Source organism: Gordonia sihwensis (assembly GCF_029632925.1).
In the GTDB taxonomy this organism is placed as follows: domain Bacteria; phylum Actinomycetota; class Actinomycetes; order Mycobacteriales; family Mycobacteriaceae; genus Gordonia; species Gordonia sihwensis.
The window spans coordinates 2,863,456-2,886,733 of record NZ_CP121248.1 but is presented as its reverse complement, the minus strand read 5'-3'; the positions used below and the strand labels follow the sequence as shown (position 1 = coordinate 2,886,733).

General features: G+C 69.3%; 21 protein-coding genes. 16 read left to right on the top strand and 5 right to left on the bottom strand.

Features of this window, described 5'->3' with window-relative positions; translation table 11 throughout:
- Nucleotides 1-2: 2 nt before the first annotated feature.
- The 3 genes from P5P27_RS13880 to P5P27_RS13870 are packed head-to-tail and all read left to right on the top strand — an operon-like array spanning nt 3 to nt 3,088.
- Complete coding sequence (locus tag P5P27_RS13880) at nt 3-1,649, top strand: ABC transporter permease (protein ID WP_006895829.1); 1,647 nt, start codon at nt 3-5, stop codon at nt 1,647-1,649.
- The gene (locus P5P27_RS13875; protein WP_278124485.1) at nt 1,650-2,678 is read left to right on the top strand and encodes an ABC transporter ATP-binding protein; all 1,029 of its coding nucleotides are present in this window, start codon (nt 1,650-1,652) and stop codon (nt 2,676-2,678) included.
- Nucleotides 2,675-3,088, top strand: coding sequence for a (deoxy)nucleoside triphosphate pyrophosphohydrolase (locus P5P27_RS13870; RefSeq protein ID WP_045538233.1), 414 nt, complete (start codon nt 2,675-2,677; stop codon nt 3,086-3,088). Before P5P27_RS13875 ends, P5P27_RS13870 begins: the two co-directional genes overlap by 4 nt.
- Here P5P27_RS13870 and P5P27_RS13865 read toward each other — a convergent pair.
- Complete coding sequence (locus tag P5P27_RS13865; RefSeq protein ID WP_006895834.1) at nt 3,075-3,251, bottom strand: hypothetical protein; 177 nt, start codon at nt 3,249-3,251, stop codon at nt 3,075-3,077. The genes P5P27_RS13870 and P5P27_RS13865 overlap by 14 nt on opposite strands.
- A gap of 183 nt (nt 3,252-3,434) precedes the next feature.
- On the opposite strand from P5P27_RS13865, the gene typA reads away from it, so the two are divergent.
- The 5 genes from typA to P5P27_RS13840 all read left to right on the top strand — a co-directional run bounded on the left by typA (nt 3,435) and on the right by P5P27_RS13840 (nt 11,206).
- Nucleotides 3,435-5,342: a translational GTPase TypA gene (gene typA, locus P5P27_RS13860; RefSeq protein WP_006895835.1), complete on the top strand. Its 1,908-nt coding sequence runs from the start codon at nt 3,435-3,437 to the stop codon at nt 5,340-5,342.
- A 47-nt stretch (nt 5,343-5,389) separates the two neighbouring features.
- Nucleotides 5,390-7,285 (top strand): ABC transporter family substrate-binding protein, encoded by a 1,896-nt coding sequence (locus P5P27_RS13855; protein ID WP_052692402.1) that lies wholly within the window; start codon nt 5,390-5,392, stop codon nt 7,283-7,285.
- The gene (gene mshB, locus P5P27_RS13850; protein WP_278124479.1) at nt 7,270-8,151 is read left to right on the top strand and encodes an N-acetyl-1-D-myo-inositol-2-amino-2-deoxy-alpha-D-glucopyranoside deacetylase; all 882 of its coding nucleotides are present in this window, start codon (nt 7,270-7,272) and stop codon (nt 8,149-8,151) included. Before P5P27_RS13855 ends, mshB begins: the two co-directional genes overlap by 16 nt.
- Nucleotides 8,148-8,507, top strand: a complete 360-nt coding sequence (locus P5P27_RS13845; protein ID WP_045538231.1) for a hypothetical protein — start codon at nt 8,148-8,150, stop codon at nt 8,505-8,507. The genes mshB and P5P27_RS13845 overlap by 4 nt, the downstream gene beginning before the upstream one ends.
- A gap of 185 nt (nt 8,508-8,692) precedes the next feature.
- On the top strand, nt 8,693-11,206 hold the full coding sequence (locus tag P5P27_RS13840; protein WP_423201259.1) for a bifunctional FO biosynthesis protein CofGH: 2,514 nt from the start codon (nt 8,693-8,695) through the stop codon (nt 11,204-11,206).
- A gap of 15 nt (nt 11,207-11,221) precedes the next feature.
- Here P5P27_RS13840 and P5P27_RS13835 read toward each other — a convergent pair whose 3' ends face one another.
- Both P5P27_RS13835 and P5P27_RS13830 read right to left on the bottom strand, forming a co-directional pair.
- On the bottom strand, nt 11,222-11,380 hold the full coding sequence (locus tag P5P27_RS13835) for a hypothetical protein (protein ID WP_085950744.1): 159 nt from the start codon (nt 11,378-11,380) through the stop codon (nt 11,222-11,224).
- 51 nt (nt 11,381-11,431) lie between these two features.
- Nucleotides 11,432-13,072 carry an FAD-dependent oxidoreductase gene (locus tag P5P27_RS13830; protein WP_278124473.1) on the bottom strand — a complete coding sequence of 547 codons (1,641 nt, stop codon included), beginning with the start codon at nt 13,070-13,072 and terminating at the stop codon, nt 11,432-11,434.
- A gap of 314 nt (nt 13,073-13,386) precedes the next feature.
- On the opposite strand from P5P27_RS13830, the gene fdxA reads away from it, so the two are divergent.
- Together fdxA and dapC are read left to right on the top strand one after the other, a co-directional pair.
- Complete coding sequence (fdxA, locus tag P5P27_RS13825) at nt 13,387-13,713, top strand: ferredoxin (protein ID WP_006895842.1); 327 nt, start codon at nt 13,387-13,389, stop codon at nt 13,711-13,713.
- Nucleotides 13,714-13,720: 7 nt separating this feature from the next.
- Complete coding sequence (gene dapC / locus P5P27_RS13820; RefSeq protein WP_278124470.1) at nt 13,721-14,863, top strand: succinyldiaminopimelate transaminase; 1,143 nt, start codon at nt 13,721-13,723, stop codon at nt 14,861-14,863.
- Between the two features lie 60 nt (nt 14,864-14,923).
- On the opposite strand, the gene P5P27_RS13815 is transcribed toward dapC, so the two are convergent.
- Both P5P27_RS13815 and dapD read right to left on the bottom strand, forming a co-directional pair.
- Nucleotides 14,924-15,742 (bottom strand): endonuclease domain-containing protein, encoded by an 819-nt coding sequence (locus P5P27_RS13815; protein WP_039867159.1) that lies wholly within the window; start codon nt 15,740-15,742, stop codon nt 14,924-14,926.
- Between the two features lie 136 nt (nt 15,743-15,878).
- Nucleotides 15,879-16,844: a 2,3,4,5-tetrahydropyridine-2,6-dicarboxylate N-succinyltransferase gene (gene dapD, locus P5P27_RS13810; protein WP_045538229.1), complete on the bottom strand. Its 966-nt coding sequence runs from the start codon at nt 16,842-16,844 to the stop codon at nt 15,879-15,881.
- Between the two features lie 149 nt (nt 16,845-16,993).
- Between dapD and dapE the strand changes: the two genes are divergently transcribed.
- From dapE to P5P27_RS13780, 6 genes are all read left to right on the top strand, one after another.
- On the top strand, nt 16,994-18,100 hold the full coding sequence (gene dapE / locus P5P27_RS13805) for a succinyl-diaminopimelate desuccinylase (RefSeq protein WP_278124467.1): 1,107 nt from the start codon (nt 16,994-16,996) through the stop codon (nt 18,098-18,100).
- Nucleotides 18,101-18,201: 101 nt separating this feature from the next.
- Nucleotides 18,202-19,029 (top strand): LOG family protein, encoded by an 828-nt coding sequence (locus P5P27_RS13800; RefSeq protein WP_006895847.1) that lies wholly within the window; start codon nt 18,202-18,204, stop codon nt 19,027-19,029.
- Complete coding sequence (locus P5P27_RS13795) at nt 19,026-19,562, top strand: LOG family protein (RefSeq protein ID WP_006895848.1); 537 nt, start codon at nt 19,026-19,028, stop codon at nt 19,560-19,562. The genes P5P27_RS13800 and P5P27_RS13795 overlap by 4 nt, the downstream gene beginning before the upstream one ends.
- A 41-nt stretch (nt 19,563-19,603) precedes the next feature.
- Nucleotides 19,604-21,376, top strand: a complete 1,773-nt coding sequence (locus P5P27_RS13790) for a long-chain-acyl-CoA synthetase (RefSeq protein WP_278124464.1) — start codon at nt 19,604-19,606, stop codon at nt 21,374-21,376.
- Between the two features lie 123 nt (nt 21,377-21,499).
- The gene (gene folP / locus P5P27_RS13785; RefSeq protein ID WP_231650164.1) at nt 21,500-22,312 is read left to right on the top strand and encodes a dihydropteroate synthase; all 813 of its coding nucleotides are present in this window, start codon (nt 21,500-21,502) and stop codon (nt 22,310-22,312) included.
- Nucleotides 22,309-23,274, top strand: coding sequence for a glucosyl-3-phosphoglycerate synthase (locus P5P27_RS13780; protein WP_045538227.1), 966 nt, complete (start codon nt 22,309-22,311; stop codon nt 23,272-23,274). Before folP ends, P5P27_RS13780 begins: the two co-directional genes overlap by 4 nt.
- The last annotated feature ends 4 nt before the right edge of the window (nt 23,275-23,278 follow it).

Below are 23,278 nucleotides of genomic sequence, written 5' to 3'. Positions count from 1 at the left end.
CCGTGTCCGCGCCGGCGCGCCGGACCCCGGCGCCGATTCGCCGCACGTCGACGGCCGCTCGGGTCGCGACGGTCGTGCCCGCGGCGTTCATCGTGGTCATGTTCGTATGGCCGCTGGTCACCCTGGCCCGGCGGGCGGTGGCCGATGACGACGGTGCGGGCTTCTGGCAGTTGATCGACCGTACGGCTGGCTGGCATCTGCTGGCGGTCACCCTCGCCCAGGCGGCGGCGTCGGCGGTCCTGACAGTGCTGATCGCGGCGCCGATCGTGTGGCTCGTGGCCACCGTGGACCTGCCGGGCACGGCGATCCTCCGGGTGATCGTGACGGTCCCGTTCGTCCTGCCGACCGTGGTGGTGGGGGTGGCCTTCCGGGCGCTGCTGACCGGGCCGCTCGGCTTCCTCGGCGTCACCGACGGGTGGGCGGCGATCCTGCCCGCCCACATCTTCCTCAACGTGGCGGTCGTCGTCCGTGTCGTCAGCGCCGCCTGGCAGCAGATCGACCCGAGGACCGTCGAGGCCGCGCGAACCCTGGGCGCGACCGCGCCGCGGGCCTTCTGGGACGTGGTGGTTCCGCGGATCGCGCCCGCGCTGGCCTCGGCCGCGGCGCTGGTCTTCCTGTTCTGCTCCACCAGCTTCGGTGTCGTGGTGGTCCTCGGCGGCGGCACCGCCCGGACACTGGAGACGGAGATCTACCAGCAGGCGATCGGGTACTTCCGCATCCCGGAGGCGGTGGCGCTCTCCCTCCTGCAGATCGTGGTGGTCGCCTGCGCGCTGCTGCTGACCCGCGCGGTCGGCGGATCGTCCACCGTGGGCGCCGGTACGGCTCCGGCCGCAGGCCACCGGCGACGGCCCCGCGGGATCCGCCTGCCGGCGGCCCTCCTCGCACTCGCGTGGACCGCCCTGTGGCTTCTGCTGCCCCTGGCGGCGCTGGTGCTCTCGTCGCTGCGCCCCGCGGGTGCCTGGACCCTCGACGGCTACCGCGGCCTAACCGATGGGTCCTACGGCGACTCGGCGTTGTCGGCGATGCGCTACTCCGTCACGAGCGCCGGGGGAGCGACCCTGTTGGCGGTGGTGGGCGGGCTGCTGATCGCGGTCCCGGTGACCCGCGGAGGGGGCCTGCCCGCCCGCTTCACGGCGCTGCTGGCCGTACTGCCGCTCGGTGTGAGCGCGGTGACCCTCGGATTCGGCTATCTGCTGGTGATCGGCACCCTGCCCGTTCAGGTGGTGCAGTCGCCGCTGGTGATCCCCGCCGTGCAGGCGCTGCTGGCGGTGCCGGTGGTGGCGGGGATCATGATTCCCGCGCTCTCCCAGGTGCCCGAACGGCTCCGCGACGCCGCGCGCACGCTCGGAGCACGGCCGTGGCGGGTGCTCCTGTCGGTGGATCTGCGTCTCACGGCGCGGTCGCTGTGCGCCGCGGCCGGTTTCGCCTTCGTGATGGCGATCGGCGAGTTCGGTGCCACCACCTTCCTCGCCCGCGCCGACACCACCACCCTGCCGGTGCTCATCGGATCGCTCATGAGCCGCCCCGGAACCGCGAACCTCGCCACGGCGATGGCCGCATCGGTGCTGCTGGTGGCGGTCAGTGCCGCGGTGATCGCGGCGATAGAGGCCATCGTCGGGACGCGCTCACGCACGGACGGAGAGGGATAGATGCTGACCGTGGAGGGAGCGACCGTCCGGTACGGGCGATTCGAGGCGCTGGCCGGTGTGCAGTGGTCCGTGGGCACCGGAGAGTCCACGGTGACCGCTCTCCTCGGTCCCTCGGGCTGCGGCAAGTCGACGTTGTTGCGCGCGGTGGCCGGCCTCGAACCGCTGGCAGCCGGATCGATCTGCTGGGACGGTGTCGATCTGGCGACGACGGCACCGCATCGCCGCGACTTCGGCGTCGTCTTTCAGGACGGTCAACTGTTCCCCGGCCGTACGGTGGCGCAGAACATCGCCTACGGTCTCGCTCGGCGCCGTGTCCGCGGCCGCGCCGCGGCCGATCGGGTCGCGGAGATGCTGAGGCTGGTGCAACTCGACGGATTCGGCGATCGGCCGGTGTCGGCGCTCTCCGGCGGTCAGGCGCAGCGGGTGGCGCTGGCGCGGGCGCTGGCCCCGCGACCGCGGCTGCTGCTGCTCGACGAGCCGCTGGCCGCGCTCGACTCGCAACTCCGCGAATCCCTCGCCGAAGCGATCGGCGACATCGTGCGCCGAGCGGGCACACCGACGGTCCTCGTGACACACGACCACCGCGAGGCGGCGCTGGTGGCCGACACCGTGTCGGTGATGCGCGACGGCGACATCGTCCAGACCGACACGGCGTCGCGGCTGTGGCGCCGGCCGGTGGACGAAGAGACCGCACGGTTCCTCGGCGCCCGGGCCAGTGTCCCGGGCACCGTCCGGGACGGTGTTCTGACGACCGCGCTCGGCGACGCGAGGCTGACCGGCAGCGCGGACTTCGGCGAACTGCGAGACGGCCCCTGCACGGTGGCTCTGCGTCCGGAGGCCGTCAGCGTCCGACCGGATCCGGAGGGCGATGCGGTGGTGGAGCATGCGGCCGCGCTGGTCGCCGGATGGCGCGTCCGCATCCGGATGGGCGACGAGGTCTTCGAGTGCGTCTGCGATCGGCCGGTGCGCCCGGGAGCGCGGGTACGGCCGACCCTGGAGCCCGGCGCGGTGGCGGTGATCGGACGATGACCGGCGATGTCCTGGTGGTCGCGGGCGCGGTCCTCCACCGATCGCGGGTGCTCCTGGCGCAGCGTGACTATCCGGCCGAGGTGGCCGGTCTCTGGGAGCTGCCGGGCGGCAAGGTGGAATCGGGCGAGACGCCCACGCAGGCGCTCATTCGTGAACTGTGTGAGGAACTCGACGTTCGGGTTTCTGTCGGGGCGCCGCTGGCCGACGTCGTGACACCGCGCGAGGGGCTGAAGTTGGTCGCGCACCGTGCCCGGATCGTCTCCGGGACACCGCGCGCGGTGGAGCATCGCGCCATCGCGTGGGTCGACGCGCACCGGCTGGCGGAGCTGGACCGCAGTGGTCAGATCGTGCCCAATGACATCGGCTGGATCCGGGAACTCACCGCAGAACTGCAGGTCAGGCCGCTCTAGCCTTCTTGAGTGCCTTGTTGGCCTGCTTCTTCGACAGGTGATCGCAGTCGATCTTCTTCATCCGATGGATGACGACCGGGCAACGGAGGCAGCGCGTCGATTTCTTGCAGCACTTCTTCTTCGGCTTGAGCTGCGCCACCTTCGCCGGCGAGGTCTTTCCCATAGCAAGACTTTAGCGCAGCCTAACCATATTCACGCAAGCTCTCGTCGCGACCTCGGCTGAGGTTGCCGTACCCTTAACGGGTTGATCTGGCGCGGCCGAACAGGAGTCGCTCCGCAGATCGAGTGACCGGCTCCGCCATCGGCCGCCGGATACCGCACCTGAACAGATACGAAAGAGACCTTAGTGAGCGCAGTCACCAACTTCCGCAACGTCGCGATCGTGGCGCACGTCGACCACGGCAAGACCACACTGGTCGACGCGATGCTGCGTCAGTCCGGAGTGTTCGGCGAACGTGCCGAACTGGTGGACCGCGTCATGGACTCCGGCGACCTGGAGCGCGAGAAGGGCATCACCATTCTCGCCAAGAACACCGCCGTGCACCGTCGTCAGCCCGACGGCAGCGAGTACGTCATCAACGTCATCGACACCCCCGGTCACGCCGACTTCGGCGGCGAGGTGGAACGCGCGCTCTCGATGGTCGACGGCGTGGTGCTGCTGGTGGACGCCTCCGAGGGGCCGCTGCCGCAGACGCGTTTCGTCCTGCGCAAGGCGCTCGCGGCGTCGCTGCCGGTGATCCTGGTGGTCAACAAGACCGACCGACCCGACGCCCGGATCGGTGAGATCGTCAGCGAATCGCAGGACCTGCTCCTCGACCTCGCCTCCGACCTCGACGACGAGGCCGCTGAGGCCGCGGAGCTGGCGCTGGACCTGCCGGTGCTGTTCGCATCGGGTCGCGCGGGTGTGGCGAGCACCGACATGCCGGAGAACGGCACCGTTCCGGCGGGAGACAACCTCGACCCGCTGTTCGACGTCCTGATCAACAACGTCCCGGCGCCGAAGGGCGACCAGGACGCTCCGCTGCAGGCGCATGTCACCAACCTCGACGCATCGCCGTTCCTCGGTCGTCTCGGCCTGGTCCGCATCCACAACGGCACCCTCCGCAAGGGTCAGCAGGTGGCCTGGATGCGTGAGGTCGACGGCGAGCAGGTCGTCGAGCGCGCCAAGATCACCGAGCTGCTGGTGACTCTCGGCGTCGACCGCGCACCGGCCGAGGAAGCCGTGGCCGGCGACATCGTCGCCGTCGCGGGCATGTCGGAGATCATGATCGGCGACACTCTCGCCGACCCCGAGAACCCGGTCGCACTGCCGCGCATCACCGTCGACGAGCCCGCCATCTCGGCGATCGTCGGCACCAACACCTCGCCGCTCGCCGGCCGCGTCAAGGGGCACAAGCTGACCGCCCGCATGGTCAAGGACCGCCTCGACTCGGAGCTGATCGGCAACGTCTCGCTGCGCGTGCAGGACATCGGCCGCCCCGACGCCTGGGAGGTCCAGGGCCGTGGTGAGCTGGCGCTCGCGATCCTCGTCGAGCAGATGCGCCGTGAGGGTTTCGAGCTGACCGTCGGCAAGCCGCAGGTGGTCACCCGCAAGGTCGACGGCAAGACATACGAGCCCTTCGAGCACCTCACGATCGACGTCCCCGAGGAGTACCTCGGCGCGGTTACGCAGCTGCTCGCCGCACGCAAGGGCCGGATGGACCAGATGAACAACCACGGCAGCGGCTGGGTCCGCATGGAGTTCGTGGTCCCGTCTCGCGGTCTGATCGGGTTCCGCACCGACTTCCTGACCGAGACCCGCGGCACCGGCATCGCCAATGCCGTCTTCCACGAGTACGCGCCGTGGGCCGGCGAGATCCGCGCCCGCCACACGGGTTCGCTGGTCTCCGACCGTGCGGGCACCGTGACCCCGTTCGCGATGATTCAGCTCGCCGACCGCGGCACCTTCTTCGTCGATCCCGGCGACGACACCTACGAGGGCCACGTCGTGGGAATCAACCCGCGACTGGAGGATCTCGACATCAACGTCACCCGCGAGAAGAAGCTCACCAACATGCGGCAGTCGTCGGCCGATGTCATGGAGACCCTGGCCAAGCCGATGCAGCTCGACCTCGAAGGCGCCATGGAGTTCTGTGCGGCCGACGAGTGCGTCGAGGTGACGCCCGAGGTGTGCCGGGTGCGTAAGGTCAACCTCGATGCGTCGACCCGCGCGCGTGAGCGTTCGCGTGCCAAGGCGCGCGACGCGAACGCCTGAGGGGCCTGACGCCGGACCGTCGACTGGAGGAGCGAGAGGGAGTGCGGATGAGGACCGTGCGGACGCGCATCACCGCGATCGCAGTGACGGGGCTGATCGGCCTCTCAGCGACCGCGTGCATGGCGGATCCGCCGCCGCCGGTGCGGGAGACGCTGCCGACGCACACTCCGAACGAGTACCCCGACGAACGCACCGTCACGGTCGCGACCGACAGCATCGGTTCGGGTTTCAATCCGCATCTCGGAGCCGACCAGGGAACGGTCACCACGGCGATCGCCGCGATGACCCTCCCGAGTCCGTTCGTTCCGGTGAACACCCAGGACGGCGTCCAGTGGCGGATGAACGACGCACTGCTGACCTCCGCCGAGGTCACCTCGTACGACCCGTTCACCGTCGAGTACAAGATCGTCAACGACGCCCAGTGGTCCGACGGGCTGCCGGTGACGGGCGACGACTTCCACTATCTGTGGGAGCAGATGTCCCGGCAGCCCAACGTGATCGGCCCGGCGGGCTACCGCGCTATCTCGGATGTGCAGACCTCCGGCGGCGGCAAAGTCGTCACCGTGACCTTCAACAACGCCTACCCCGCGTGGCGCGAGCTCTTCGACAACCTGCTGCCGAGCCACACGCTGCGGTCGGACCCGACCGGCTTCCAGGTCGGCATGGACAAGGGAAAGCCGGTCACGGCGGGCCCGTTCCAGATCTATTCGATCGACCGGGCCCGCGACGAGGTCCGGCTGATCCGCAACGACCGCTACTGGCGCAAGCCGCCGGAGGTGGACCAGGTGGTCCTCCGCAAGGCGGGCACGCCGCAGCAGATGGCGCAGACCATCCGCAACGGCGACTCCACTCTCGCGGCGCTGCCGAGCGGAGCGGCGTCGGCGGCCGAGCTGGGCGCCATCCCCGGGGTGGTCAGCAGCCGGCTGCCGACCACGAGGGCGCTCGCGGTGAATGCGAATTCGCGGTCGGAGACCATGCGCTCGCAGCAGGTGCGCAAGGCGGTCCTCGGGATGCTCGACGGACGGCTGATCACCGCCGCGGCGGCGGGGGAGACGGTGGTGACACCGTTCGCGAACACCGTGTACGCGCCGTCCGATCCCGGGTACACCCCGGTGGAGAGGCCACGGCCGACGCAGGATGAGGTCCTCGCCCTGCTCGCATCGGCCGGCTACCGACCGGGCGTGCCCACGCCGCGTCCGGCACCCGCCGATCCGTCGGCGTCGAGCACCGCGTCGCCGACCACCCCGGCTGCTCCCGCACCCGCCGACGTCCCGGGACTGCCCTACGGTGTCTCGCCGATTCAATCGAACGGAACCGACCTCGTGGTGCGGATCGGCGCCACCAACACCGACCAGCGCACGATGTCGGCGGCGGAGACGATGGCCGATCAGCTTCGGTCCCGGGGAGTGCGGGCCAGCGTGATCGGGATGTCGAACACCGAGCTGTACGGGCAGGCGCTCACGTCCGGCCGCGTCGATCTCGTCGTCGGATGGACCGGTGTCGGCGGCAGTCCGGCCACCGAGCTCGCCTCGCAGGTGGCCTGCCAGGCTCCGCCCAAGGGCACCGAGGCCGGTGCGCACACGGTGGAGCCCGAGCACGATCAAGCGGCCGACGAGACGGTGCTGCCGACGGTGCCCTCCGGTGCGCCGAGCAGCACTGCGAAGCCGGAGGCCAACGTCTCCGCCGACGAGAGCTACACCGGGAACATCTCCGGGCTGTGCGATCCGACGTTGATCGCGCTGGCCGACGCCGCGATGAGCTCCGAGGACCCGGCACCTCAGCTTCAGGAGGCCGAGGGGCTGCTCGCCGATCAGGCGGTGTACCTGCCGATCTTCCAGGACACGATGTTCTCCGCCGTCACCGACCGCATCTCGGGCGTCTCGCTGGACGGCCCGATGCAACTCGGTGTCTTCGGCGGAGCCGACGGATGGGTGATTCAGTGACCGAACGGGCTCGTCTGCTGCTGCTGCACGCACATCCGGACGACGAGACCATCATGACCGGGGGAGTGATCGCGACGTATCTGGCGCGCGGCGTCGACGTCCGGGTGCTCACCTTCACCCTCGGCGAGGAGGGCGAGGTGATCGGTTCGCAGTGGGCCCAACTGGTCGCTGACGGCGGCGCCGATCAGCTCGGCGGCTACCGGATCGGCGAGTTGCGAGCAGCACTGGCCGAACTCACCCCGCCCGGCGTCGTGGCGCCCGCACCGCGGTTCCTCGGCGGCGCGGGGCGCTGGCGCGACTCCGGCATGGCCGGGACGCCCTCCGCGGAGCATCCGCGGGCGCTGTTCCAGGCCTCCCTCGACGAGCTCGCCGGCCAGCTGGCCGACGAACTGGTCGCGTTCGCACCCCAGGTGATCGTCACGTACGACGCCGCGGGGACCTACGGGCACCCCGACCACAAGCGGGTGCACGAGGTGTCCGCGGCCGCGATCCCCGTCGCGGAGTCGAGGCTGGGACGGCCGTTCAAGGTCTACGAGTCAGTGACGCAGCGGTCGGAGCTGGAACGCGGTCTGGCCGCCGTCAGCGAGGTCCCGGCCGGCTGGCGGATGCCCGAGCCCGGCGAATTGCCGAGCTACCCGGACGATCAGGTGACCGCCGCCGTCGACGTCCGCGAGGTGCTCCCGCGCAAGGTGCGTGCCCTCGCGGCTCATGCGACGCAGGTGAGTGTGGCGCGCTCGCGCACCGAGTACGCGCTCAGCAACAACATCGTGTCGCCGGTGCTGCCGACGGAGCACTTCATCCGCGTCGACGCGGGCCGAGTGGCTGGACGGATCGAGACCGACCTCTTCGAGGGAGTGGCGCTGTGACCATCGGAGATCGCCTGGAACTGGCCGTGCTCACGGTCAGCGGCTTCCTGCTCGGCATCCTCACCGCGGCCTTTCTGCTGATCCGGATCGGCGCCTGGCCCTTCCCGGTCACCGCGCTGATCGCCGGCGTCGCGAATGTGCTGATCCTTCGCCTCGCCGAGTCGTACACCAAGTCGGCGTGGCAGTACGCACCGCTGATCGCGTGGACCTTCGTCACCGCGATGGCGATGCTCCCGGTGTTCGGCAACGGCTCGTTGATCGGCGACTGGCGCCTGCTGCTGCTCCTCGCGTGCGGGCTGGCGGTGCCTGCCTTCTACGCCTCGACGTCGCGGGTCCGGAATCTATCCCAGTCCTGATCCGGCCCAGTGCTGATCCGGCCCAGTCCTGATCCGGCCCAGTGCTGATCCGCTCCGGAGCCGAGCCGGTGCCCCGTTGGACGGCGGCCGCCGGGGTCGCCGAATGCGACGTGGTTAACATCGGAGAAGTGACCACATCTTCCAGCGGATCCACGGGCGCCGGACAGACGCCCCCGGCGTCGGCCATGCGTCGTGCCCTGCGCCGCGCACGTGACGGCTCGGTGCTCAACGTCGATGAGGCCGCGGTCCTGCTGGCGGCCAGGGGCGCCGACCTCGACGCACTCTGCGAGGCGGCCGGCCGCGTGCGGGACGCGGGTCTGGACGCCGACGGCCGCAGCGGCCAGATCAGCTACTCGCGCAAGGTCTTCATCCCGGTGACGCACCTGTGCCGCGATCGCTGCCATTACTGCACCTTCGTCACCGTGCCGGGAAAGCTGGCCCGCGAGGGCCGCGGCGCCTACATGGAGATCGACGAGATCGTCGAGGTGGCGCGCCGCGGCGCCGAGCTCGGCTGCAAAGAGGCGCTGTTCACCCTCGGCGACCGGCCGGAGGATCGATGGCCGGAGGCCGCCGCCTGGCTGGACGAACGCGGTTACGACTCCACTCTCGACTACGTCCGCGCGGCGGCGATCCGGGTGCTCGAGGAGACCGGGCTGCTGCCTCATCTGAATCCCGGCGTGATGAGCTGGGAGGAGATCAACCGGCTCAAGCCGGTGGCGCCGTCGATGGGCATGATGCTCGAGACCACTGCGCGCCGACTGTTCACCGACAAGGGCGAATGCCACTACGGCAGCCCGGACAAGGATCCCGAGGTCCGGCTGCGGGTCCTGACCGACGCGGGCCGCCTCTCGGTCCCGTTCACCACCGGCATCCTGGTCGGGATCGGTGAGAACCTCACCGAGCGCGCCGAGTCGATCTTCGCGATCCGGAAATCGCACAAGGCATTCGGACACATCCAGGAAGTGATCGTCCAGAACTTCCGCGCCAAGGCCGATACGGCGATGCGCGGGGTACCGGACGCGGAGATGTCGGAGTTCCTGGCCGCCGTGGCCGTCGCCCGTCTCGTTCTCGGGCCGGGAATGCGGATTCAGGCGCCGCCCAACCTGGTGTCGGCCGACGAGTGCCGGGCACTCGTGGCCGCCGGTGTGGACGATTGGGGCGGCGTCTCGCCGCTCACCCCCGATCACGTGAATCCGGAGCGACCGTGGCCGAACTTGGACACCCTCGCCGAGATCACGGCGTCCACCGGATACCGGTTGGTGGAGCGGATCGCCGCGCAACCGAAGTACGTCAAGGCCTCGAACCCCTGGATCGATCCCCGGATCGGAGGGCATGTCGCCGCCCTCGCGGATCCGGTCACCGGTCTCGCGGCCGATGTGAAACCGGTCGGGCTGCCGTGGCAGGAGCCGGACGACGACTGGGACTCGTCGGGTCGCATCGACCTCAACTCGGCGATCGACGTCGACGGCCGCAACACCGACACCCGCAGCGACATCGACAACGCGTTCGGCGACTGGGACACCATTCGCGAGCAGGTGCTGGCGCTGGGCGGAGGGACCGGGGCGCCCGAGCACTTGGCGTCCGACGTGGCGGCGGCGCTGCGCCGGGCCGAGAACGATCCTGCCGGACTGTCGGACGACGACTACCTCGCGCTCGCCGAAGCCGACGGTCCGGGACTCGACGCGCTGGCCGCTCTGGCCGACGCCATCCGCGCGGACGTGGTCGGAGACGACGTCACCTACGTCGTGAACCGGAACATCAACTTCACCAACATCTGCTACACCGGCTGCCGGTTCTGCGCCTTCGCCCAGCGTAAGGGCGACGCGGACGCCTTCACCCTCTCGACCGCAGAGGTGGCCGACCGCGCCTGGGAAGCGCACGTGGAGGGGGCCACCGAGATCTGCATGCAGGGCGGCATCGATCCGGAGCTGCCGGTCAGCGGGTATGCCGACCTGGTGCGCGCGATCAAGGACCGCGTGCCCGGGATGCACGTACACGCGTTCAGTCCCATGGAGATCGTCAACGGCGCCTCGCGCGGCGGCGAGTCGATCCGCGACTGGCTCTCGGCGCTCAAAGAGGCCGGTCTCGGCTCGATCCCCGGCACCGCGGCCGAGATCCTCGACGACGAGGTCCGCTGGGTGCTGACCAAGGGCAAGCTCCCGACCGCATCCTGGATCGAAGTGATCACCACCGCGCACGAACTCGGAATCCCGTCGAGTTCGACGATGATGTACGGCCACGTCGACTCTCCGCGCCACTGGGTCGGCCACCTCAACACCTTGCGCGGTATCCAGGACCGCACCGGCGGATTCACCGAGTTCGTCCCGCTGCCGTTCGTGCACCAGTCGTCGCCGCTGTATCTCGCGGGCGCGTCGCGTCCGGGGCCGACGCGGCGGGAGAACCGTGCGGTCCATGCCCTCGCGCGGCTGATGCTGCACGGCCGGATCGACCACGTGCAGACCAGTTGGGTCAAACTCGGTATCGAGGGGACCCGCGTGATGCTCCGCGGCGGTGCCGACGATCTCGGCGGCACGTTGATGGAGGAGACCATCTCGCGTATGGCGGGCAGCCAGCACGGTTCGGCGAAGACGGTCGCCGAACTCCACGAGATCGTCACCGCGATCGGTCGCCGCCCGCGGCAGCGGACGACGGAGTACGGACAGGTGTCCGCGCCGCTGCTGGGAGTCGGACTGGCCTGAGCCGTCCCCGGATCGTCAGCGACGCCCGAACAGTCGTGCCAGCAGTCCCGGCTCGTCCGGGTGGCCCGGACAGCGCTGAGATGCGGGCACACCGCGCATGACGCGGTCGACATGGCGGCCGCAGCCCTTCCACGTCGTCTTTCCGCAGGTCTTGCAGGTCGCGCGCTGGCACATGGTGATACTCCTGGGTTCGGTTCGGATGTGGTGGGTGTCTCGTGAGGCCGGTCAGGCGCTCCGGCTCGCCCGCAGGGTGAGCAGGCCGCCCGACAGGTTCGCGGACGGCAGGCCCGCGGCGCGCAGCACGCGGTACGCGAGATACGACCGCATGCCGCTGGCACAGAGCACCCTGATCGGCCGTCCGGCAGCGGTCGCACGGATCTCGTCGAGACGCTCTCGGACCTGCGTGTGCGGGATGCACAGTGCGCCCGGAACGGGATCCTCGGACTGCTCGTCGGCTCCGCGGACATCGAGCAGCAGGTGGCCCGGTTCGTCGATCTGGTCGGCGTACCACAGCTCCAGGGAGCCGTTCACGACGTTCTCGGCGATCATTCCCGCGAGGTTCACCGGATCCTTCGCCGAGCCGAAGGGCGGCGCGTACGCGAGGTCGAGGTCGATCAGGTCGGGACCGGTGAGCCGGGTGCGGATGGCGGTCGCGAGCACGTCGATGCGCTTGTCGACGCCGTCGGCACCCACCGCCTGAGCGCCCAGGATGAGGCCGTCGTCGGACCGGATGTGCATCAGCAGGTGAATCTGTTCGGCGCCGGGGAAGTAGCCGGCGTGGCTTCCCGGATGGAGGTGGACCGTGCGGTAGTCGATGCCCGACCGGTCGAGTGCCGCGCGATTGGCCCCTGTCATCGCGGCGGTGAGCCGGCCGACGCGGACGATCGCGGTGCCCACCGGCTGGGGAATCGCACGTGCTCGATCGGGGTCGAGGATGTGGTCGGCGACCAGGCGACCCGCACGGTTGGCGGGGCCGGCGAGGGCGACCGGCCGGCGCAGTCCGGTGACGGCGTCGGTGCTCACCGTCGCGTCGCCCACGGCCCAGATGCGGTCCAGATTGGTCCGGCCGTGCTCGTCGACGATGATCGCGCCGCGGTCGCAGTCCACTCCCGCGGTCTCGAAGACCTCGGTGTCGGGGCGGACGCCGACGGACAGCACCACGATGTCGGCGTCGAGCCGGGATCCGTCCGCGAGGACCACGGTGTCGGCCTCGTCGCCGTGTTCGATCGCGGTGGCGCCGATCCCCGCGTGCACCGTGACGCCCATCGCACGGAGTTCGTCGTGCACCCCAGCGGCCAGTTCGCTCTCGAGCGGAGGAAGAACGTGTGATGCCAGTTCCACGACGTCCACGCGCAGCCCGCGCATCCGCAGGCCTTCGGCGGCTTCGAGTCCGATGAACCCGGCGCAGAGGACCACGGCGCGGGCGGCCCCGGACTCCACCTCGTCGCGCATCCGCGCGGCGTCGCCGACGGTACGCAGCGTTTGAACACGGGACGAGTCGAGACCCGGCAGCGGGGGCCGCAGGGCTTTCGCGCCGGGGGAGAGGATCAGCGCGTCGTAGTTCCAGACGGTGGTCGTGCCGTTGTGGCGAACCTGCACCGTCCGTTCCCGAGGGTCGAGGCCGATCACCTCGTGCCGGACGCGCACGTCGATGTCCAGGGCACTCTTCAGAGATTCGGGCGTCTGGACCAGGAGGGAGTCCTCGTCCTCGATCTCCCCGCTGACGTAGTACGGGAGGCCGCAGTTGGCGAACGACGGATGATCGCCGCGCTCGAAGACGACGATCTCGGCGTCCTCGTCGCGGCGCCGGGCCCGTGCCGCTGCGCTCATCCCTCCGGCGACGCCGCCGACGATCAGAATTCTCACCGTGCACTCCTTCGTGTCCTGGTACCCCCTGGGGTATGCGGACGATCATACCCCAGGGGGTATGTAATCGGCGGTGGCGACGGTCACGATGGGGCGGTCCTGCGGCGCAAGGGCGGTGGGGTCGCGCTGCAGGTCGCCGGTTTTCATCAGCGTGCGCAAAATTCTGTGCAGGTGACGCGGATGCGGGTGCCGAGTGCCGGGGTCGACGATCGGAGGTGAAGTGCGACAGTGGATACTCTTAGAGTCGACACGATTCCTCTGCGCTCATCAGCCCTGAGTGCGGGGTGGGAAACGTGCAGTGAAGGAGAGGCGTAGTGACGTACATCATCGCTGAGCCCTGCGTCGATGTCCTCGACCGGGCCTGTGTTGAAGAGTGCCCGGTGGATTGCATCTACGAGGGCGGGCGCATGCTCTACATCCAGCCCGACGAGTGCGTCGACTGCGGTGCGTGTGAGCCCGTCTGCCCGGTGGAGGCCATCTTCTACGAAGACGACGTGCCCGACGAATGGGAGCCGTACGTGAGCGCCAACGTCGACTTCTTCGAAGAACTCGGATCGCCCGGCGGTGCCAGCAAGGTCGGCAAGACCGCGTTCGACCCGGCATTCGTCAAGGCACTGCCGCCGATGGGCGAAGAGGGCTGATCGACCGGTGAGTGCCGCGCCCGGTTCCAGCAGCCTGCCGACCAGTCGTCTGCGGCCGGTGAGTTCCGGTCTGCCCGACTTCCCGTGGGACACCATCGCGGATGCGAAGGCGCTGGCCGGCGCGCACCCCGGGGGCGTCGTCGACCTGTCGGTCGGCACCCCCGTCGATCCCGTCGACCCGGTGATCCGGGAGGCTCTCGCGGCGTCGTCGGAGTTCCCAGGCTATCCGGCGACGGTCGGCACTCGCCGACTCCGCGATGCGGCAGTCGGGGCGCTGAGCCGCCGGTTCGGGATCGCCGGACTCGACGAGTCGTCGATCCTGCCGGTCGTCGGCACCAAAGAGGTGATCGCCGGGCTGCCGTCCCAGATCGGTGTCCCCGCCGGTGAACTGGTGGTGATCCCCGAGGTCGCGTACCCGACTTACGAAGTGGGTGCGCTGCTGGCCGGCGCCGAGGTGCTGCGGGCCGACACGGTGGAGGCGATCGGCGATCGCGAACCCGCGCTGATCTACCTGAACAGTCCGTCGAACCCGACCGGGCGCGTGCAGAGCGCGCCGGAGCTGCGAGCCGTGGTCGACTGGGCGCGCGAGCACGGCGCGGTGGTGGTGTCCGACGAGTGCTACCTCGGTCTCACGTGGGAGGGCTCGGCGTATTCGGTGCTGCATCCCGAGGTGTGCGGCGGCGACCACCGCGGGCTCCTCGCGGTGCACTCACTGTCGAAGGTCTCCAACCTGGCGTCGTACCGGGCGGGCTTCCTCGCCGGTGATCGCGACCTGATCGCCGAACTCCTCGCGGTGCGCAAGCATGCCGGCATGATCGTGCCGTTCCCGATCCAGGGGGCCACGGTCGCGGCGCTGAACGACGATACGCACGTCGAGGCCCAGCGCGAGCGCTACCGTGTCCGTCGCGACAAGCTGCGAACCGCTCTGCTCGGCGCGGGCTTCTCCATCGACCACTCCGAGGCGGGCCTGTATCTGTGGGCGACGCGCGGCGAGGACTCCCGCACCTCCCAGCGCTGGCTCGCCGAGCGCGGCATCCTCGTGGCACCCGGCGACTTCTACGGTCCCGCCGGAGCCCAGCACGTCCGCATGGCGCTGACCGGCACCGACGAGCGCATCGACGCCGCCGTCGCCCGACTCTCCCGGAAGTGAATCCCCGATACGCCGACTTCTTGGCGATAATCGACGAAGGTCGGCGAATCGGGGATTTGTTTACGTCGACGCCGCTTTGAGTTGCTTCCGGTGGACGCCACGCTTGAGCAACTCGGCGATGAGCGGGCCCACCCGATCCCACTGATAGACGACCTGTTGGTACGTGAGCCGGATCGGGTCGTAGCCGAGTGCGCGCGACTGCAGGTCGCGGAGCCGGTCCTTCTCGAACTGGCGGGGATCGGCATGGTATTCGTAGCCGTCGACCTCGATGATCATCGACGTGCCGACGACGAGGTCGACACGTCCGACCTCGGGGACGGCCACCTGCGTTCGAATCCGCAGGTTCGGCGCTCGCAGTCGCAGTCGGACCAGCGTCTCCGTCCCAGATTCGGCACGCCCGTCCACCAAGGTCAGTGCGCGCTGCACCTGCTTCGGCGTCCCACTCAGCTCGGCCTCGAGCGCGGACGGAGTCAGCAGTCGACGATTGAGTATCGAATCGCAGACCACCACGAAATCTTCGGTGGACAGGCAGCGCGCGGCGTGCCGGAGCGCCGTGGGAAGTTCGTCGACGGCGCTCGTGACTCTCGGTGGTCGTCCGTGATGCCGGCACCAGGCCGGATGGTTCCGGACCGACGACGTCGATCCTCGGACGTGAAGCTTCGTCGTCGGCGGCACCCACACGCCGTAATGTCGCAGCGCCGTCGCGCAGGTCAGCACTCCGCCCGCCGACACGGCGCGAACCACCTCCGGATGAGCGGTCGGCTCGGCGAGCCACCCGTGCCGCAGCTGGCGCAACCCGCCCTCTGCGATCAGTTTGTCAAGCTCTGCGCGAGACATCGTCTCCAGCAGCTTCCCCCGTTTGAACACCCCCGAGTCCATTGGGGCATCGTGCTACACGCGGGTACTTCCCCGTATTCGAATCCCCGATACGGGTCGAACTCGACCCGAATCGGGAAATCGGCGTGATTCGGGGATTCGAATACGAGGAAGGCGGCCGGGGCTGGAGTCTCGCGCGTCAGTTGTGCGCGTGCAGCGCCTCGTTGAGGGCGATGCCGTCGCCTTCCTTGGCGGTCACCTCGACCGCGCCGGTGGTGCTGTTGCGGCGGAACAGCAGGTTCGACTGTCCGGCGAGCTCGCGGGCCTTGACGACCGATCCGTCCGGGCCGGTCACCTTGGTGCCTGCGGTGAGGTAGAGGCCGGCCTCGACCACGCAGTCGTCGCCGAGCGGGATCCCGCAGCCGGCATTGGCGCCGAGGAGACAGCGCTGCCCGATGGTGATGATCTCCTTGCCGCCGCCGGAGAGGGTGCCCATGGTGGACGCGCCGCCGCCGATGTCCGAGCCGTCGCCGATGACGACGCCGGCCGAGATGCGGCCCTCGACCATCGAGGTGCCGAGAGTTCCGGCGTTGAAGTTCACGAAGCCCTCGTGCATCACGGTGGTGCCCGGCGACAGGTGCGCGCCCAGGCGCACGCGGTCGGCGTCACCGATGCGGACGCCCTTCGGGGTCACGTAATCGACCATGCGGGGGAACTTGTCGATCGAGTACACGGTCACCTGGCCGCGGGCACGCAGCCGGGCGCGGGTGGTCTCGAATCCCTCGACCGCGCACGGGCCGAAGTTGGTCCAGACCACGTTGCTCAGCAGGCCGAACTGCCCGTCGAGGTTGGCGCCGTGCGGCTTGATCAGGCAGTGCGAGAGCAGATGCAGTCGCAGGTATACGTCGTGGGCGTCCGCGGGCGCGACCGCCAGGTCGGCGATGACTGTGCGGACCGCGATCGTCCGGACGCCGCGCGCCTCGTCCGTTCCGACCAGCGGACGCAGGTCGGCGGGGATCTCGTCGCCGGTCAACTCGGTGGATCCGGTGGTTCCGGGATCCTGGGTCAGTTCGGGGGAGGGGTACCACGTGTCGAGGACGACGGCCGATCCGTCGTTGTCCCACACGGTGGCGATTCCGATGGCAGCAGCACCTTGAGTAGTCACGGCGACGAGTCTATCGAGCGCGGCGTCGCCGCCATGCACGCGCAGTAGACGCGACGCCCGGCGACGCAACCCCCGTCCCGGACCGGGGTTCTGTCGCCGAAGGTCGCCTCTGCGGTGCTCGGGCGGCGCCCGGCCTACGATGGACCACCGTGAGCTCTTCGAGGCTGGACCTGACCGCCGATCCCATCGAACTGACCGCCGCGTTGGTCGACGTCCCCAGTGTGAGCCGCGACGAATCGGAGATCGCCGACGCGGTGGAGGCCGCTCTCCGCGCGCAGACCGACGGCTTCGAGGTGGTCCGCCACGGCAACTGCGTCCTCGCGCGGTCGCATCGAGGCAAGCCGACGCGGGTGATCCTCGCCGGTCATCTCGACACCGTGCCGATCGTCGACAACGTCCCCTCGCGGCGGACCGTCACCGACGAGGAGGGCGAGGTGCTGCACGGCTGCGGGACGGTGGACATGAAATCGGGAGACGCGGTGTTCCTCCACCTGGCCGCGACCCTCGAGGACCCCGCGCACGATCTGACGCTGATCTTCTACGACTGCGAAGAGATCGCCGCGGAGTTCAACGGACTGGGGACCATCGAGCGCGAACTGCCTGACTGGCTCGAGGGCGACGCGGCGATTCTCGGCGAACCGACAGCGGGCCAGATCGAGGCGGGATGCCAGGGGACGCTCCGCGTCCGATTCACCGCAAGCGGAACGCGCGCACATTCTGCGCGAGCCTGGATGGGCGACAATGCGATTCACAAACTCGGCCGGATGCTGACGACCCTCGGGGCGTATGAACCGCGGCGCGTCGACATCGACGGCTGCGAATACCGGGAAGGACTGTCGGCAGTCGGGATTCACGGGGGCGTCGCGGGAAATGTGATTCCCGACGAGGCCTACGTCGATGTGAATTTCCGCTTCGCCCCCGACCGTTCACCGGAGCAGGCCTTCGACCACGTCCGGGAGGTCTTCGCCGCGGACCTCGCCGACGGGACGCTGACGGCGACGGTGACCGACTCGGCCGCGGGGGCGCTCCCGGGGCTGTCTCATCCGGCCGCCGCCAAGCTGGTGGAGGCCGCGGGCGGACGCTTCCGGGCGAAGTACGGGTGGACGGACGTGTCGCGGTTCGCGGCCCTGGGCATCCCCGCGGTGAACCTGGGTCCGGGTGACCCGAGCCTGGCGCACCGCGTGGACGAGCGCGTTCCGGTAGTGCAGATCACCGAGGTCGCTGAGATCCTGCGCACCTATCTCACCGCCGACTGATCTCACCGCCTACTGGGCGGAGCCGCCGGACCGCCGAACAGTGGTCCATCCGAACTGCGCCTCACCCGAACAGCAGCGCGGCCGGTTGCTAGTGTCGCGACATGACCGACCGACCCGCACCCGATGCGCAGGGCGCCGACGCGCCCGTTCCGACGTGGAGGTCCGACACTCCGGACCCGGCCGACGGGAGTCTCCGAAACGTCGGCGCCGCGCAGGTGCGCGTCGAAGAGGGCGTCGAGGTGGTCCCCTCCGACCGATTGCTGCTGGAATGGATCGATCCGCGCGACCCCCGCCGTGCCGAACAGCGGATGATCCGCGACTCCTGGCGGGTGCAGCGCATCCAATCGGAGTTCGTCGCAGGCTTCGACGCGCTCGAGAACGTGGCCGAGGCGGTCACCGTCTTCGGTTCGGCACGCGTCAAGGAGCGGACACCCGAATACGAGCTGGCGCGCGAGCTCGGCCGCCGGCTGGGGCACGAGGGCTTCGCGGTGATCACCGGAGGCGGTCCCGGCGCGATGGAGGCCACCAACCGCGGGGCGTACGAGGCGGGTGCGCAGTCGATCGGTCTCAACATCGAACTGCCCTTCGAGCAGCACACGAATCCGTGGCTGACGTTGACGATGAACTTCCGCTACTTCTTCGTCCGCAAGACGATGTTCGTCAAGTACGCCCAGGCCTTCGTCTGTCTGCCCGGCGGATTCGGCACGCTCGACGAGCTCTTCGAAGCCCTCACGCTGGTCCAGACCAAGAAGGTGCTGCGGTTCCCGATCGTCCTTATAGGCCGGGAGTTCTGGGGCCCACTGGTGGACTGGCTCCGCGGAACGCTCGAGGCGGGCGGCAAGATCTCGCCGGGTGACGTGGATCTGCTGCATGTGGTCGATACCGCGGCCGAGGCGGTCGAGATCGTCGTGCGGGCGGCGCGGTCATGAGCGCGATCTGCGTGTACTGCGCCTCCGGTCCGGTCGATTCCGCGTATCTGGCTCTCGCCGCCCGTACCGGTGAGGCCATCGCCGCCGCCGGGCACACCCTCGTCTCCGGCGGCGGCAACGTCTCGATGATGGGTGCGCTGGCACGCGGCGCGCGCGAGGCCGGCGGTCGCACCATCGGCATCATTCCGGAGCATCTGATGGCCAAGGAGGTGGCCGACCTCGACGCCGACGAGTTGATCGTCACCGACACCATGCGCGAGCGCAAACGCCTGATGGATGAGCTCTCGGACGGATTCATCACCCTGCCGGGCGGAATCGGCACGTTCGAGGAACTCTTCGAGACATGGACGGGAGCCTATCTGGGCGTGCACGACAAACCGATCGTGCTGCTGAACCACGAGGGCTTCTACGACCCGCTCATCGGCTGGCTCGACGATCTGGCGGCTCGCGGTTTCGTCGCCGACCAGGCACTCGGCAAACTGAAAGTATGTGCAACCGTGGGTGACAGTATCGCGTATCTGACCACCCGGTAGGGTTGCGGCGTTCACCTGAAGGGCGAGGAGTGAGGCAGTCGATGAGCACGAGCGTTCCGAACAAGGTCGGTATCACCGATATCGTGCGGGGAGTCGCGAGAATGGTGCCCGACCTGCCGTCGATGGCCACCCACGTGCCGGGCATGGTGGTCCGGCCGCCCACCGCCAAGCGGACCATCGGACAGATCTTCGCCAAGCGCGCCGCGGCTCACCCCGATCGGCCGTTCATCCGCTGGCAGGGCGAGTCGATGACCTACGGCGAAGTGAACCGCCAGGTCAATCGGTACGCCGCCGTGCTGAGCGAGCGAGGTGTCCGAACCGGCGACGTGGTCGGGATCCTAGCGAAGAACAGCCCGACCGACCTGATGGTGATCCTCGCGGCGCTCAAACTCGGCGCCGTCGCCGGAATGCTCAACTACAACCAGCACGGCGAGGTGATCGATCACAGCATGAAGCTGCTCGACTCCGCCGCTCTGATCTACGACCCCGAGTGCGCTGACGCCTTCGCCTCGATCAGCCCCGAGCGGCTGCCCGAGCACGTTCTGGACTTCGCGGCGCTCGACGCGGCGGCCGCCGACAAGCCGGACACCGACCCGGCCGTCACCCGAGACCTGCCGGCGTCCACCACCGCCTTCTACATCTTCACCTCGGGTACCACGGGGTTGCCCAAGGCCAGCGTGATGAGTCACAACCGCTGGCTGGCGAACTACGACGGCATCGGCGGTCTGGCCGTTCGCCTGCGCCCGTCGGACACCATGTACGTCTCGCTGCCGCTCTATCACAACAATGCGCTGTCGGTATCGCTCGGCGCGGTGCTCGCCGCCGGCGCGTGCATCGCGATCAGCAAGCAGTTCTCGGCGTCGCGGTTCTGGGACGACGTGGTCACGAACCGGGCGACGGCGTTCTGCTACATCGGCGAACTGTGCCGCTACCTGCTCGCGCAGCCGAGCAAACCCACCGACCGCCGGCACTCGGTGCGGGTGATTGTCGGCAACGGCCTGCGGCCGGAGATCTGGGATGAGTTCACCGAGCGCTTCGGAATCGACCGCGTCGTCGAGTTCTACGGAGCCAGCGAGCTCAACCTCGCGTTCGTGAACGCCTTCGACGTCAAGCGGACCGCCGGATTCTGCCCGCTGCCGTTCCGGGTCGTCGAATACAACGACGACGGCACCGCCAAGCGTGACGCGGACGGGCGCCTGCGCAAGGTCCCGAAGGGGGAGCCGGGACTGTTGATCGCCGAGATCAGCGACCGAGTGCCCGTCGACGGCTACACCGATTCCGGCGACACCGAGAAGAAGATCATCCGCGACGCCTTCAAGAAGGGCGATGCCTACTTCAATTCCGGCGATCTGGTGCTTGAACTGGGGTTCGCGCACATCGCGTTCGTCGACCGCCTGGGCGACACCTTCCGGTGGAAGGGCGAGAACGTCGCGACCACCGAGGTGGAGGGTGCCGCCGACGGAGTCGACGCGGTGGCGCAGTCGGTCGCCTACGGCGTGGAGGTGCCTGGATGCGACGGCCGCGCCGGGATGGTGGCGGTCCAATTGCGCGACGGAGCCGAATTGGATCCGAAAGCCTTCGCCGACGAACTCTACGAGGCGCTGCCGGGGTACGCGGTGCCGTTGTTCGTCCGCTTCGTCCCCGAGATCGAGACCACCTCCACCTTCAAGAACCGCAAGGTGGAGTTGCGGAAAGAGGCGTACACCGACACCGGTGACGACGAGGTGTGGGTGCTCTGCGGCAAGGCCGACGGCTACGTTCCGTACTACGACGGTTACGCCGCCGACGTCGCGGCTGCGAAGGTCCCGCGCTGAGGCGCGAGCGTCGGGTCCGACGCGCGAGGCGCGTGAGACGCACCGTAGGCTGACATCGTGAGCACTGCCCGTCCGGCCGCGACCCTCTGCGGCCGGCCCGTCGCCACCGACCGTGCGCTCGTGATGGCGATCGTCAACCGCACTCCCGACTCGTTCTACGACAGGGGCGCGACCTTCGCCGACGACGCCGCCAAAGCGCGGATCGACGAGGTCGTCGCGCAGGGCGCGGACGTGATCGACGTCGGGGGAGTGAAGGCCGGTCCCGGCGAAGAGGTCGACGCGGCCACCGAGGCCGAGCGCGTGGTGCCGATGATCGCGTGGATCCGCCGCACCCATCCCGACATCCTCATCAGCGTCGACACCTGGCGTGCCGAGGTGGCCGAACGGGCCTGTGAGGCCGGTGCCGACCTGATCAACGACACGTGGGCGGGCGTCGATCCGGCGCTGGCCGCGGTCGCCGCCCGGGCCGGTGCGGGACTGGTGTGTTCGCACACCGGCGGTGCGCGCGTGCGCACCCGACCGCACCGAGTGGCCTACCGGGACGTGGTGGCCGACGTCGTCGCCGAGGTCACCTCGGCGGCCGAGCGCGCCCGGCGGGCCGGGGTGCGAGAAGACGGCATCGTGATCGACCCCACGCACGATTTCGGCAAGAACACTCACCACGGTCTCGCGCTGCTGCGGAACCTGGACCGACTCATCGACACCGGATGGCCGGTGCTGATGGCGTTGAGCAACAAGGACTTCATCGGCGAGACGCTCGACGCCGAACTCGGCGATCGAGTGGCGGGTACCCTGGCCGCCACCGCACTCGCGGCGGCCCAGGGCGCGCGGATGTTCCGAGTCCACGAAGTGGCCGACACTCGCCGTGTGGTCGACATGGTGGCCTCGATCGCCGGTACTCGGCCACCGGCCCGGACGGTGCGAGGACTGGCGTGAACCCGGGACATGAGAGCGCGCCGTGGGTCGACCGCGGCGAGGGCGAGGCGCGCTGGTCGCACACGCACACCTGGGACCATCCGGAGTGGGACGTCGACGAGTTGGTGGCCGCGAAGAACGGCCGGACGGTCTCGGTGGTGCTGCCGGCGCTGAACGAGGAGGAGACGGTCGGCGGAGTCATCGCCTCCATCGCTCCCCTGCTGGACTCGCTGGTGGATGAACTGATAGTGCTCGACTCCGGCAGCACCGATCGGACGGCCGAACTCGCCGGTGCGGCGGGCGCGCGAGTGGTGAGCCGCGAGGAGGCGATCCCGGGCGTGCCCCCGGTAGCCGGCAAGGGCGAGGCGCTCTGGCGCTCGATCGCCGTCACCACCGGCGACATCATCGCCTTCGTCGACTCAGATCTGATCGATCCGGACCCGATGTTCGTGCCCAAGATGATCGGGCCGCTTCTGGCCGACCCGGAGATCCACCTCGTCAAGGGCTATTACCGGCGTCCGCTGCGCACCGGTGACACCCAGGAGCCGGGGGGCGGCGGCCGGGTCACCGAACTGCTGGCCCGACCGCTGCTGACCGCGCTCAAACCCGAGCTCGGGGAGGTGTGCCAGCCGCTCGGCGGCGAGTACGCCGGCACCCGGGAGCTTCTGGCCTCGGTTCCGTTCGCCCCGGGCTACGGCGTGGAGATCGGGTTGCTGATCGACACATACGACCGGTACGGACTGGCGGGCATCGGCCAGGTGAACCTCGGGGTCCGCAGTCACCGCAACCGGCCGCTCCACGAGTTGTCGGTGATGAGTCGACAGATCGTGGCCACACTCCTCGACCGCTGCGGCGTCGCCGACTCCGGAGTCGGTCTCACCCAGTTCGTCCCGGAGCCGGACGGCGGGTTCACCCCGCACACGACGCAGCTTCAACGCGGGGAGCGGCCACCGATCCGAGACCTCGATCTCTCGCTACCCTGAACAT

What these genes read in the sequence shown, in the direction of transcription:
- P5P27_RS13875 (WP_278124485.1), top strand. Translation starts at nt 1,650, where the DNA reads ATGCTGACCGTGGAGGGAGCGACCGTCCGGTACGGGCGATTCGAGGCG.
- P5P27_RS13790 (WP_278124464.1), top strand. Translation starts at nt 19,604, where the DNA reads ATGAGCACGAGCGTTCCGAACAAGGTCGGTATCACCGATATCGTGCGG.
- P5P27_RS13870 (WP_045538233.1), top strand. Translation starts at nt 2,675, where the DNA reads ATGACCGGCGATGTCCTGGTGGTCGCGGGCGCGGTCCTCCACCGATCG.
- P5P27_RS13795 (WP_006895848.1), top strand. Translation starts at nt 19,026, where the DNA reads ATGAGCGCGATCTGCGTGTACTGCGCCTCCGGTCCGGTCGATTCCGCG.
- P5P27_RS13855 (WP_052692402.1), top strand. Translation starts at nt 5,390, where the DNA reads ATGAGGACCGTGCGGACGCGCATCACCGCGATCGCAGTGACGGGGCTG.
- folP (WP_231650164.1), top strand. Translation starts at nt 21,500, where the DNA reads ATGGCGATCGTCAACCGCACTCCCGACTCGTTCTACGACAGGGGCGCG.
- P5P27_RS13840 (WP_423201259.1), top strand. Translation starts at nt 8,693, where the DNA reads ATGCGTCGTGCCCTGCGCCGCGCACGTGACGGCTCGGTGCTCAACGTC.
- P5P27_RS13865 (WP_006895834.1), bottom strand. Translation starts at nt 3,251, where the DNA reads ATGGGAAAGACCTCGCCGGCGAAGGTGGCGCAGCTCAAGCCGAAGAAG.
- P5P27_RS13815 (WP_039867159.1), bottom strand. Translation starts at nt 15,742, where the DNA reads ATGGACTCGGGGGTGTTCAAACGGGGGAAGCTGCTGGAGACGATGTCT.
- P5P27_RS13800 (WP_006895847.1), top strand. Translation starts at nt 18,202, where the DNA reads ATGACCGACCGACCCGCACCCGATGCGCAGGGCGCCGACGCGCCCGTT.
- mshB (WP_278124479.1), top strand. Translation starts at nt 7,270, where the DNA reads ATGGGTGATTCAGTGACCGAACGGGCTCGTCTGCTGCTGCTGCACGCA.
- P5P27_RS13835 (WP_085950744.1), bottom strand. Translation starts at nt 11,380, where the DNA reads ATGTGCCAGCGCGCGACCTGCAAGACCTGCGGAAAGACGACGTGGAAG.